The organism is Acinetobacter sp. YH01021, assembly GCF_013420255.1.
Classification (GTDB): Bacteria; Pseudomonadota; Gammaproteobacteria; order Pseudomonadales; family Moraxellaceae; genus Acinetobacter.
The window spans coordinates 95,392-107,410 of the sequence record NZ_VOYO01000005.1; the positions used below are offsets into that span (position 1 = coordinate 95,392).

Consider the following 12,019-nt stretch of genomic DNA (forward strand, 5'->3'; position numbering starts at 1 on the left):
TATGGCTCAACTTCCTGTTTCCATGCGCCGTAAACGTGCTGCGATTACTTCAATTCACGACAAGCCGCCAACACGCAAAGAAAAGCTGACCAATTTTGGTGGCTGGTTATTGTTGTGTATTGCGCTGCTGGTGCTGGCCTTTGGAATATTGGGTTTATATAAAGTCATGACCAATAGTGACGTGGCAGAGCTGGGCGTGGTAGGTACGCGCTCGGCTGCTGAACAGCGTCAGGTCATGCAATATGTGTCACCGATTGTGACCGAAAACTATTTTACTTCGGATCTGGAAGCGATCCGTGATCGTACCCTGGAATTGTCCTGGGTGGATCGGGTCGTGGTTTCCCGAGCCTGGCCAAATGGCATTCGGGTGCGAGTGATGCCGCATCATGCGATTGCGCGTTGGGGGACAGGGCGTTTACTAAGTGATAGTGGCGTGATTTTCACTGAAGTCACACCCAAGAATTATCAGGCATTACCGTTACTACATGGGCCGGCGAGCCATGCAGAAACCATGATGCGTCGTTATAATGAAATTAATCAGTTATTTTTGCCACAAGGCATTCGTTTAAAAGAATTATATCTCACCGAGCGAATGACCTGGTTTATGCAGTTTGATTCGGGTTTAAGAATAATTGTGGATAAAGACCAGACTATGAGCAAATTACAGCGCCTGAGCCATCTGTCTCAGAGCGATTTAAAGCCGGTCTGGTCTAAAATTTCGGCCATCGACCTGCGTTATCGCAATGGATTGTCGATACAGTGGAAAAATTCAATTCCGCCTAAAATTGTAAATGGACATTTTATTGTAACCATTGATGACACGGGCGTTGAGAATAAAGTAACAGTAGAGCCATAATGACCGGCTTTAAAAAATAGAGGCATTTAAAGCCATAAATCTAACAAACACGTAATGGTAGTAGTGAATAATGAGTGAAGCTGTTCCCTCGGTTGTGGCGATTGACATTGGGACACACAAAGTTTCAGTTTTGATTGGCAAGGTACACGCGCCAGACAATATCCAAGTGATTGGTATGGCCACCGCTCGTAACCGAGGCATGAGTAAAGGGAAAATTGTCAGTCTCGATAAAGTTATTACTGCAATTAAAAATGCCGTTCAAGAAGCAGAAGATATGGCGGAATGTCGTGTACATTCTGCCTGGGTCTCTATTCCAAGTGCCGAATTAAAAAGCTTTTATGCTTCAGGTCGCACCTCGATCGACAATAGCGAGCATGCGATTACCACCAGTGAAGTGGTGCGTGCACTGGAATTGGCCAAAGCCAGTCATTTGACTTCAGATCATTATCTGGTCAGTGCTGTGCCTCTGGGTTTTGAGCTGGACGACTCACCGGAATGGGTGTTAAACCCGATTCGGATGTCGGCACATAGCATGACCGGACACTATCATTTGATGATGCTGCCGATCAGTACCATGCAGAATATTGATCGCGCCCTGAAAGGTGCCAATATTGGTGTAGAAAAAATGGTGGTATCGAGCTTGGCTACTGCTGAAGCCAGCCTGCTGAAAGACGAAAAAGAATATGGCGTATGCTTAGTAGATATCGGTGCCGGCACGACCAATGTTGCAGTGTATGTGGATGGTCGTTTGGCCTTAACCCATACCTTCCAACGTGGCGGTGAACATGTGACCCGTGATATTGCAGCAGTATTGCAAACCACGACCGAAGAAGCTGAACGTCTGAAATTATTGTATGGCTGTGTCGACCTGAAAGTGGTCAAGCCGGATCATATGATTCAGTTCCAGGGAATTGATGGGCCACAAACCATCAGCCGGATTGAACTGACTGAAATTATTATGGCTCGTTATGAAGAAATTCTGGGTCTGGTACGTGATGAGCTGGTGAAAAATGGTGCCATCCAGGGCTTGTATCATGGTGTGGTATTGACCGGTGATGCCAGTCATATCGAAGGAATGGTGAGTTTTGTTCGCCGTACCATGGGGGTCTCGGCGCATTTGGGCAATCCACCGACTCAGGTGTATGCGGATGAACAACATCAGGCTGCTTTACGCCGCTCGCAATATAGTACTGTGGCTGGTTTGCTGATGTTTAGTCAGAGTGATACCCAAGACACGATTGTGGAACAGGATGATGTAGAACGGTTGTCATTGGCCAAGCGGGTCAAAAGAGCCTTGTTTGGCTTTAATGACACCCTGAAATCAATCTTTTAAGTCGATTTTTATTGTGAATATTGTTGGGAAGATGTAGTTAATCGGGCTTGTACTTGACAAGTGAACGCATGAGCAGCATTCTTAAAAACAATTTTATTAAGATTAAGGCAGTATACGGGCTTAGTGACTGCCAATTATGAATTAGGAATTTTATAGGTCATGGCCTCATTTGAATTTTTCGAAGACGATCATAGCGATAGCAATGGTCAAGCCCGTTTCACTGTGTTTGGTGTAGGTGGTGCGGGTGGTAATGCTGTACAACATATGTTGCAGTCCGATATCCAGGGCGTAAAGTTTGTTTGTGCCAATACGGACAAGCAGGCATTGGATCGCATGGAAGCCGAATTTAAAATTCAGCTGGGCGAGCAAAGTACCCGTGGTCTGGGTGCAGGTGCAAATCCACAAGTCGGCCAGACCGCAGCAGAAGAAAGCCGTGAACTGATCCGCCAGCAGCTTGAAGGGACCGATATGGTCTTTGTTACTGCGGGTATGGGCGGTGGTACCGGTACCGGTGCAGCGCCAGTCGTGGCTGAAATTGCGAAAGAAATGGGTATCCTGACCGTTGGTGTCGTGACCACGCCATTTAACTTTGAAGGCAAACGCCGTTTACAGTCTGCTGAAAAAGGCATCGAAGCCCTTGAGCAGCATGTAGACTCATTAATCATCATTCCAAACCAGCGTCTATTGAAAGTCTTCCGTGATATTTCAATGAAAGATGCATATAAAAAAGCGGATGATGTTCTACTGAATGCAGTACGCAGTATTTTTGATTTAGTCGTCCGTCCTGGCCATATCAACCTTGACTTTGCTGACTTGAAAACAGCCATGAGCACCCGTGGTTATGCCATGATGGGTGTGGGTCTGGGGCGTGGTGAGAATCGTGCACGTCAGGCTGCTGAGCAGGCAATCCGTAGTCCATTACTCGACAACGTGACTATCATGAATGCCAAAGGTATTCTGATTAACGTGACCGGTGGCGATGATGTGACTTTCGGTGAAATTGAAGAAATTACTGATGTCGTGAACCAGATTGTCGATTTAGATGAGGGTCAGGTGTTCTACGGTACCGTTTTTGATCCGGATGCGCGTGATGAAATCAGCGTGACTGTGATTGCAACAGGTTTAACCCGTCATGCAGCGGATTCAGTTGAACCGACCAAACGTACTAATGTACAGGCAACTCGTCCAGCAGCAGTTGCACAGGCTGTGGTGGAAGATGATGATGTACCGGCAATTCAGCGTCAGCAGCATGAAACAGGGGCAGCAGCGAATCCAGCGGCAGCTTCAGTTTCTAGCCCGCGCCCAACACCAATGAGCATTCAGGATTATCTTAAGAATCAACAGCGTAAATAACATGTAACATCATGTGTTTAGCTGGATTAGACAGGAAAGGTGGCTTTTAAGCCACCTTTTTGTTTTTTATCAATGGCCAAATATGCTAACGTATAGCGGTTTTATAGATGAACAGATGATAAAAGCATGTTGAAACAACGTACCCTGAAACGTGTCGTGAAAGCGAGCGGAATCGGTCTTCACAGTGGGCAAAAAGTCATGATTAACTTTGTGCCGCACCATGCCGATGGGGGAATTGTGTTTCGTCGTATTGACCTGAATCCGCCAGTCGACATTCCTGCCGATGCCATGCTGATTCAAGAAGCCTTCATGTGCTCGAACCTGGTTCAGGAAAATGCCAAAGTAGGCACCATTGAACATGTCATGAGTGCGATTGCTGGTCTAGGCATTGATAACCTGATTATTGAAGTGTCGGCCTCTGAAGTCCCGATTATGGATGGCAGTGCAGGTCCGTTTATTTACCTGCTCATGCAGGGCGGTTTGCAAGAGCTGGATGCCGCTAAAAAATTCGTCAAGATTATTAAACCGGTTGAAGCACTCATTGATGACAAACGTGCCATTTTTAGCCCACATGAGGGCTTTCAGCTGAATTTCACCATCGATTTTGATCATCCTGCCTTTAAAAAAGAACATCAGTCCGCCAGTATCGATTTTTCTACTGAAACCTTCGTTTATGAAGTCAGTGAAGCGCGTACCTTTGGGTTTATGAAAGATCTGGATTATCTCAAAGCCAATAATCTGGCGCTGGGTGCCAGCCTGGAAAATGCCATTGGTGTAGATGAAACCGGGGTCGTTAATGAAGAAGGTTTACGTTTCTCGGACGAATTTGTACGTCATAAAATTCTGGATGCCGTGGGTGATTTATACCTGCTCGGGCATCAGATTATTGCCAAATTTGATGGTTATAAATCTGGACATGCCTTGAATAATCAACTTTTACGCAATGTGAAAAGTGATCCAAGCTGCTATGAAATTGTAACATTTGATGACGAAGCCAATTGTCCAATCATGTATGTGAATGTGACATAAGTCATTGTGTTTGTGTCTTTATGTTTTTGTTATTGCTTTAATACTGTGATACACATCACATAATGTTTGCTTTTTAATTTATTACATTTGATTGCTATGTTACTTTTTATTGCTTGCCAAACGTAGTAAAGCTTGGCTAAGCTTAGGGTCGCTTATAAAGTCAGCAGCACTACGAAGTAATTCCTGTGTTTCTGCATTTAAGGCTCTTTCAGGTGTTGCTGAAACAGGTGATGTTTGCGAAGGATTCCGCAAGCAAACTTGAAGTTTAGTGAGATCTGTTAATTCATTTATTTGAGAGAGTTGTGAAATGTATTGCTTTTGAAGATAGGCCAATTGACTGATCATGGCCTGGTTTTCACCGGTAATCGTTAACACACCATTTTGATAGCAGACAACTTGCCAGCGTTCCGGTTGGGGCAATAGCGGTTGTACGAGTTTCGTAAGTTTCTGCCAGGCAGCGACTTGTGATGAGAGAAACGAAAAGTTTCCTGTTTTTATCTGTTTTCTTGTTTGTTGAAAAACGTTGACAGGTTCCGACATACATAATTCCTACATATTTATGTCTTAATCTTATGCGCTTCTTTTAGTGGATATCAAGGATAGAGATCTTCAAGGAACTCGATTAAAGCAGTTTAGAGAGGTTTTTTATGCATATGCGACGTATTTTGTTGGCATTTTCTTTATCAGTTTCAGCGGCTTCGGTTGCGTTCGCAGATTTAGTCAATCTAAATCAAGAAAATGGTTCAACAGATCGTATCGAGCAATTGACGCGTACTCTGGCACAGGGTGCATATACTCATCCAGATGATATCGATATTCCAGCACAGACTAAATTGAATGTTCAACTTCGTGAGAAACCAGTTGAACTGAACAATCGAACGCTTGCTCAGAAGTATGCCAATACTTCATCCAATAAAGCGGCAGCAAACAGTGCTTATTCTTGGCTAATTTCTCATCCTTTACCTAATTCTCGCGTAAGTTCAAATTACGGTGGCCGTACTATGGGTGGCCGTGCTGAAAATCATTCAGGCCTTGATCTTGCAGCGCCAAGTGGTACACCAATCTATGCAACAGGTCCAGGGATTGTGACCAAATCAGGTTGGGGCACAGGTTATGGTCAATACGTTGAAATCAATCATGGTAATGGCTATTTAACGCGCTATGCTCATGCTTCACGTCTTATTGCACGTGTGGGAGAGCAGGTGCAAGCAGGTGATCATATTGCTAACGTTGGCTGTACTGGTCGCTGTACCGGTCCACACTTGCATTATGAAGTAGTAAAAGATGGTCAACGTAAAAACCCATCTACTTATTTGGCCATGTTACCTTAAGTTAAGTATAGACCTGAATAACAAGAAGCATCTCTATACATAAAAACCTCCAATAAGCATTTTAAAGCGTTTAAACTGCAGGCTCTTCAAGTCAACTTGAAGGGCTTTTTGTTTTATCACTTTTAAGTCTCATATTATCACCAACTATTATAATGATTGTATAATAAATCGCCTTTATTGACTATTTTTTGTTATGTAGTGTAATTATACGTCACCCATCATTTAGTTCCTAAATAGTACTGCTAAATCGCATTCAGCTAAGGCCATACCTGCAGAGGTCTTAAATATGGTACATATAAGACATTAGATTAGGCTTTTAGGAACTGTAGATTATGGCGTTTTATGGCGATACAGACGCGCAAGAAACCCAAGAATGGCAAGATGCATTTGACTCTGTTTTGCAGCACATGGGCACTGAGCGTGCAGCATTTTTGTTAGAAAAACTTTATCAACGCGCAATTGCAAAGCATGTTCCTATTCAGCGTTTAAATACTCCCTACTTAAATACGATTTCTGTTGAAGAACAACCTGCAATGCCAGGCGATCAGGATATGGAGCGTCGTATTCGCGCGCTGATCCGTTGGAATGCCTTGGCAATGGTATTACGCGCGAATAAAACCGGTGATGATCTCGGTGGTCACCTGGCGAGTTTTGCTTCTTCTGCAACCCTTTATGATGTGGGCTTTAACCACTTCTTCCGTGCCAACAGCGATAGCTTCGGCGGCGACATGATCTATTACCAAGGTCACTGTGCACCAGGTATTTACGCGCGTTCATTTTTAGAAGGTCGTTTGACTGAAGAGCATCTAAATAATTTCCGTCGTGAAGTCGGTGGTAAAGGTCTGCCATCTTATCCGCATCCTTATTTGATGCCGGACTACTGGCAGTTCCCAACCGTATCGATGGGTTTGGGTCCAATCATGTCGATTTATCAGGCACATATTCAAAAGTACCTCATGAACCGTGGCCTGATCAAAGAAGAAGATCGTAAGGTTTGGGCGTATTTGGGCGATGGCGAGATGGATGAGCCGGAAAGCCTGGGTGCAATTTCTCTGGCAGGTCGCGAAAAGCTCGACAACCTGATTTGGGTAGTAAACTGTAACTTACAACGTCTGGATGGTCCGGTACGTGGTAATGGCAAGATCATTCAGGAACTTGAGTCACTATTCCGCGGCGCAGGCTGGCGTGTGATTAAAGTCGTGTGGGGCCGTCATTGGGATCCACTACTGGATAAAGATAAATCCGGCGCACTGAAAGCAGTGATGGAAGAAGCTGTCGATGGCGATTTTCAGCGTTACCAGGTAAAAGGTGGTGCTTACGCGCGTGAAAAGTTCTTCGGCAAATATCCAGAAGCAGCTGAGTTGGTTAAAGATTTAAGCGATGAAGATATTGATAATCTGAACCGCGGTGGTCACGACCCGTACAAAGTCTTTGCTGCTTATGCCGAAGCATGTACAGCCAAAGGTCAGCCGACTGTAATTCTGGCGAAAACCGTGAAAGGTTATGGTTTGTCCGAGGAAATTGAAGCAGTCAATAAAACTCACCAAATCAAGAAGATGCAAATCAATTCTTTGAAATACGTGCGTGACCGTTTCAATCTTCCTTTCACTGATGAACAGCTTGAAGAAGTACCATTCTACCGTCCAAGCGAAAATTCGCCTGAATTGAAATATATGAAGGCACGTCGTGAAGCATTGGGTGGTTATCTGCCTGCACGTCGTAAGGAAAGCGAACAGCTGGCGATTCCTGGACTTTCAGTATTTGATTCGGTCTTGGCCGGTTCAAATGGTAAAGAACAATCCACCACAATGGTAATGGTACGTTTAATCTCTGCACTTCTTAAGGAGAAAGCGATTAAAGACCGTGTTGTTCCAATCGTGCCTGATGAAGCACGTACTTTCGGTCTGGAAGGCATGTTCCGTCAGCTCGGTATTTATGCCGCGCATGGCCAGAAATATACCCCGGAAGACCAAGAACAGCTGATGCATTACCGTGAAGCCAAAGACGGTCACATGTTGCAGGAAGGGATTAACGAAGCCGGTGCGATGAGTGCATGGGCAGCATTGGCGACCAGTTATTCAACCAATAACCTGCCAATGATTCCGATGTATATGTACTACTCGATGTTTGGTTTCCAGCGTATCGGTGATATTGCCTGGGCAGCAGGCGATGCACAGGCACAAGGCTTCTTGCTGGGTGCAACTGCAGGTCGTACTACACTGAACGGTGAAGGCTTGCAGCATCAGGATGGTCATTCACACATCTTGGCCAATACCATTCCAAACTGTGTCTCTTATGACCCATGTTTCGGTTATGAATTGGCGGTGATCGTGCATGACGGTTTACAACGTATGTATGTGAACCAGGAACGTGTGTTCTATTACTTAACTGTGATGAACGAAAACTACGAGCATCCGGAAATGCCAAAAGGTGTTGAAGAAGGCATCAAGCGTGGTATGTACTTACTGGAAGAAGATGAAAAAGCCACTGTTCAGTTACTGGGCTCAGGTGTGATCCTACGTGAAGTGATCAAGGCAGCGAAGATTCTGCGTGAAGAATATCAAATTCATTCAAATGTCTACAGTGTGACCAGCTTCAATGAACTGGCACGTGACGGTATGGCATGTGAAGAATACAACCGCTTGCATCCGCTGGCTGAAGACGTAAAAGAAGCATGGGTATCGAAACAGCTTCGCGGTACTGAAGGTATCGTCGTGTCTGCAACCGATCATATGCGTGCTTATAGCGAACAGATTCGTGCTTATCTTCCAGATGGCCGTCCATTCGTAGCATTGGGTACTGACGGTTATGGCCGTTCAGATACACGTGCCAACTTGCGTAGTTACTTCGGTGTTGATGCTGCCCATATTGTGGTGGCAACTTTGAAAAAACTGGCAGATGAAGGTGAAGTTGATGCGCGCCTGGTAAAAGATGCGATCTCGACTTTCGAGCTTGATACAGATCGTCCAGTGGCTTGGGCACCGCAAGAAACCCCATGTGTACATGCTGTTGCTGACTACAAAGAGGAGAACTAAGCATGCAAATTACGACTCCTGATATTGGTGTAGATAAGGCAACAGTGGCCGAAATTCTGGTCAAAGTCGGTGATACGATCGCGATTGATGACAGCATTGTATTGCTTGAATCTGATAAAGCCTCTGTTGAAGTGCCTAGCACTTCAGCAGGCGTGGTAAAAAGCATTCTGGTCAGCCAGGGTGATGAAGTCGCTGAAGGCGCGGTACTGATTGAACTGCAAGCTGAAGACGGTAGCGCCGATGTGGTCGAGCCACAGCAAGCAGATGCCTCACAAAAAACTTCAGAAAATACTCCGACTTCATTGCCGGATCAGGAAATCATGCAGGAACTGGCTTCACATCAGCCTAAAGCTTCTGCTGCTCCTGAGGCTCAAGCGAGCTCACAGGCGGTTGATGTACAAATCCCCGATATTGGTGTAGAAAAAGCTACTGTAGGGGAAATCCTGGTCGCTGTCGGTGATGAAATCGAGGTAGATCAAAGTATCGTAGTGGTGGAATCAGACAAGGCGACTGTTGAAGTGCCAAGTACGGTTTCAGGTACGGTGGAATCCATCCAGATTAAAGAAGGCGACACGATCAAAGAAGGTGTGGTCATTCTGAAAGTGAAAACGGCTGTTTCGGCAGCGTCAGCACAGACAGAAGCATCTCAAGCACCAGTTGCTCAAGCGGCCACCCAAGAGAAAGCAGTTGAAGCACCACAAACGCCAGCAGCACCTGCAGGTGATGTTGAAATTGCTGTGCCTGACTTGGGTGTAGACAAGGCGGCTGTGGCGGAAATTCTGGTTCAGGTCGGTGATACGGTTGAAAAAGACCAGAGCATCATCGTGGTGGAATCAGATAAAGCGACTGTTGAAGTGCCAAGCACTACAGCCGGGGTGATTAAAGCCATTCATGTGGAACTGGGTCAAAATGTCTCTCAAGGTCTTGCACTGGTGACAATTGAAGCTGAAGCTGAAGCACAAGCACAAGCACAAGCACAAGCACAAGCACAAGCACAAGCACAAGCACAAGCACAAGCACAAGCACAAGCACAAGCTGCTCCTGTTGCAGCCAAAGCAGAAGCACCGAAAGCGCCTGCTGCAAAAGCAGCACCAGCACCTGCTGCATCTTCTACTCAAACAGTCGCGACATCGGATAATGCCGACAAATTGACCAGAGAGCAGAATGTCGCTAACTCGAAAGTCTATGCCGGTCCTGCTGTGCGCAAACTGGCACGTGAACTGGGCGTCGTGTTGGCAGACGTTAAAGCATCTGGCCCACATGCGCGCGTCATGAAAGAAGACCTGAAAGCGTATGTCAAAATGCGTCTTACTACGCCACAGGCGGCTCCTGTAGCCGCTGCTGCTCAAGTCGCAGGTCTACCAAAGCTGCCAGATTTTAGCGCTTTTGGTGGTGTGGAAGAGAAAGCCTTAACGCGTTTGCAACAAGTGTCTATTCCACAGTTGTCGCTGAATAATTTCATTCCACAAGTGACCCAGTTTGATGCAGCAGATATTACTGAACTGGAAGCATGGCGTAATGAACTGAAAGGCAACTTCAAGAAAGAGGGCCTGAGCCTGACCATTATGGCGTTCATCATCAAAGCAGTTGCGCACTTGTTAAAAGAAGAGCGTGAATTTGCTGGTCACTTGGCCGATGATGGTAAGTCAGTATTGCTACGTAACGAGATCCATATGGGTATCGCGGTCGCAACGCCAGATGGTTTGACCGTGCCTGTACTGCGTCATCCAGATCAGAAGTCAATTAAACAGATTGCCACTGAGCTAGGAACCTTGGGTCAAAAAGCGCGTGACAAGAAATTGTCGCCGAAAGATCTGCAAGGTGCGAACTTCACTATCACTAGCTTGGGTTCAATCGGTGGTACAGCATTTACGCCATTGGTGAACTGGCCGCAAGTGGCAATTCTGGGTATTTCTCCTGCCACCATGCAACCAGTATGGAATGGTGAAGGCTTTGATCCACGCTTGATGCTGCCGTTGTCTCTGTCTTACGATCACCGTGTGATCAATGGTGCAGATGCAGCACGCTTTACCAATAAGTTAACCAAGCTGCTTAAAGATATTCGTACGCTGTTAATCTAAATTAAATTCGATTCACTTTCTTTTCTCTTGCGCTTCATTGAAAAATATTTCAATTGAAGCTCAGGAAGAAATACAAAGAAGGTATAAATAAAAACCCTGCTTCGGCAGGGTTTTTTCTTGCTGCATTGAAAAATAATCTATTTGATTCTATACTTGACGCACTTCATTGGGGAGTAGCCGCCTTTTGCGCAAAGCAGAAGGGTGATGGTCAACATATTTGCTCAAACGAGCATGGTCATCATAGCAAAGAACCAAGTTAGCTTTTCCAAGCTTTCTTTTGTTGGCAAGACCTTTGATTTACCACTCTGCAGATTTTGGCTAGCAGGAGCGGTGAGTCATTGGTATTGGATGCTAGCCAGAGAAAAACCTCATGTATGAATTCCTACTGTCGACTGCAATTGTAGCGCTGGCTGAAATGGGTGATAAGACCCAACTGCTGGCATTGCTGCTTGCCGCACGTTTTCGCAAACCTGTTCCTATTTTAGTTGCCATTTTATTGGCGACGCTGATTAACCACGGCCTTTCTGCAGTATTGGGACAATGGGTGACCACCGTGATCGGGCCGGAGGTGCTACTGTGGATCGTCTCGATTGGCTTTATCGCAATGGCTGTCTGGATGCTGATTCCGGATGAACTCGGGGATGAAAATGCCAGTATCAATAAATGGCAAAAATTCGGGGTATTTGGTGCGACCTTTATTCTGTTCTTTCTGGCAGAAATTGGTGACAAAACTCAGATTGCTACGGTCGCATTAGCAGCACGTTTCGATAGCGTATTCTGGGTGATGCTTGGGACCACTTTGGGCATGATGCTGGCCAATGCACCTGCAGTATTTTTGGGAGATAAGCTGGCGAATAGACTCCCGATCAGCCTGATTCATAAAATTGGGGCGGCGATTTTCCTGGTGATTGGTGTCGCAACACTGGCTCAACATTATTTCTTTTAAATCATAAAATAATAAATTACATGAATCCTGAGCTAAAAACTCAGGATTTTTTATG

9 protein-coding genes and 1 riboswitch are annotated in these 12,019 nt (G+C 45.5%); of the genes, 8 read left to right on the forward strand and 1 reads right to left on the reverse strand.

Annotated elements, in window-relative coordinates:
• The first annotated feature begins 1 nt into the window (after position 1).
• The 4 genes from FTT86_RS05940 (at position 2) to lpxC (ending at position 4,571) form a co-directional block, all read left to right on the forward strand.
• Complete coding sequence (locus FTT86_RS05940) at positions 2–856, forward strand: cell division protein FtsQ/DivIB (RefSeq protein ID WP_180180806.1); 855 nt, start codon at positions 2–4, stop codon at positions 854–856.
• A 70-nt stretch (positions 857–926) separates the two neighbouring features.
• Positions 927–2,189: a cell division protein FtsA gene (gene ftsA / locus FTT86_RS05945; RefSeq protein WP_004647239.1), complete on the forward strand. Its 1,263-nt coding sequence runs from the start codon at positions 927–929 to the stop codon at positions 2,187–2,189.
• A 159-nt stretch (positions 2,190–2,348) separates the two neighbouring features.
• Positions 2,349–3,542, forward strand: a complete 1,194-nt coding sequence (gene ftsZ, locus FTT86_RS05950; RefSeq protein ID WP_005108152.1) for a cell division protein FtsZ — start codon at positions 2,349–2,351, stop codon at positions 3,540–3,542.
• A 126-nt stretch (positions 3,543–3,668) separates the two neighbouring features.
• A complete protein-coding gene (gene lpxC, locus FTT86_RS05955) occupies positions 3,669–4,571 on the forward strand; it encodes a UDP-3-O-acyl-N-acetylglucosamine deacetylase (RefSeq protein ID WP_004647241.1) in 903 nt (300 codons plus the stop codon).
• Between the two features lie 99 nt (positions 4,572–4,670).
• Here lpxC and FTT86_RS05960 read toward each other — a convergent pair whose 3' ends face one another.
• Positions 4,671–5,111, reverse strand: coding sequence for a DciA family protein (locus FTT86_RS05960; protein WP_004647242.1), 441 nt, complete (start codon positions 5,109–5,111; stop codon positions 4,671–4,673).
• Between the two features lie 107 nt (positions 5,112–5,218).
• Here FTT86_RS05960 and FTT86_RS05965 point away from each other — a divergent pair, with 107 nt between their 5' ends.
• The 4 genes from FTT86_RS05965 to FTT86_RS05980 all read left to right on the forward strand — a co-directional run bounded on the left by FTT86_RS05965 (position 5,219) and on the right by FTT86_RS05980 (position 11,964).
• A complete protein-coding gene (locus tag FTT86_RS05965; protein WP_005245719.1) occupies positions 5,219–5,902 on the forward strand; it encodes a M23 family metallopeptidase in 684 nt (227 codons plus the stop codon).
• 332 nt (positions 5,903–6,234) lie between these two features.
• A complete protein-coding gene (gene aceE, locus FTT86_RS05970; RefSeq protein WP_180180807.1) occupies positions 6,235–8,937 on the forward strand; it encodes a pyruvate dehydrogenase (acetyl-transferring), homodimeric type in 2,703 nt (900 codons plus the stop codon).
• 2 nt (positions 8,938–8,939) lie between these two features.
• Positions 8,940–11,018: a 2-oxo acid dehydrogenase subunit E2 gene (locus FTT86_RS05975; RefSeq protein ID WP_180180808.1), complete on the forward strand. Its 2,079-nt coding sequence runs from the start codon at positions 8,940–8,942 to the stop codon at positions 11,016–11,018.
• A gap of 156 nt (positions 11,019–11,174) precedes the next feature.
• Positions 11,175–11,315, forward strand: a riboswitch (yybP-ykoY riboswitch).
• 73 nt (positions 11,316–11,388) lie between these two features.
• Positions 11,389–11,964, forward strand: coding sequence for a TMEM165/GDT1 family protein (locus FTT86_RS05980; RefSeq protein ID WP_004729168.1), 576 nt, complete (start codon positions 11,389–11,391; stop codon positions 11,962–11,964).
• The last annotated feature ends 55 nt before the right edge of the window (positions 11,965–12,019 follow it).

Bases quoted from the DNA above. Each gene is read 5' to 3' on its own strand.
- ftsZ (WP_005108152.1), top strand. From the start codon at position 2,349: ATGGCCTCATTTGAATTTTTCGAAGACGATCATAGCGATAGCAATGGT.
- FTT86_RS05960 (WP_004647242.1), bottom strand. From the start codon at position 5,111: ATGTCGGAACCTGTCAACGTTTTTCAACAAACAAGAAAACAGATAAAA.
- FTT86_RS05980 (WP_004729168.1), top strand. From the start codon at position 11,389: ATGTATGAATTCCTACTGTCGACTGCAATTGTAGCGCTGGCTGAAATG.
- aceE (WP_180180807.1), top strand. From the start codon at position 6,235: ATGGCGTTTTATGGCGATACAGACGCGCAAGAAACCCAAGAATGGCAA.
- FTT86_RS05940 (WP_180180806.1), top strand. From the start codon at position 2: ATGGCTCAACTTCCTGTTTCCATGCGCCGTAAACGTGCTGCGATTACT.
- lpxC (WP_004647241.1), top strand. From the start codon at position 3,669: ATGTTGAAACAACGTACCCTGAAACGTGTCGTGAAAGCGAGCGGAATC.
- FTT86_RS05975 (WP_180180808.1), top strand. From the start codon at position 8,940: ATGCAAATTACGACTCCTGATATTGGTGTAGATAAGGCAACAGTGGCC.
- FTT86_RS05965 (WP_005245719.1), top strand. From the start codon at position 5,219: ATGCATATGCGACGTATTTTGTTGGCATTTTCTTTATCAGTTTCAGCG.
- ftsA (WP_004647239.1), top strand. From the start codon at position 927: ATGAGTGAAGCTGTTCCCTCGGTTGTGGCGATTGACATTGGGACACAC.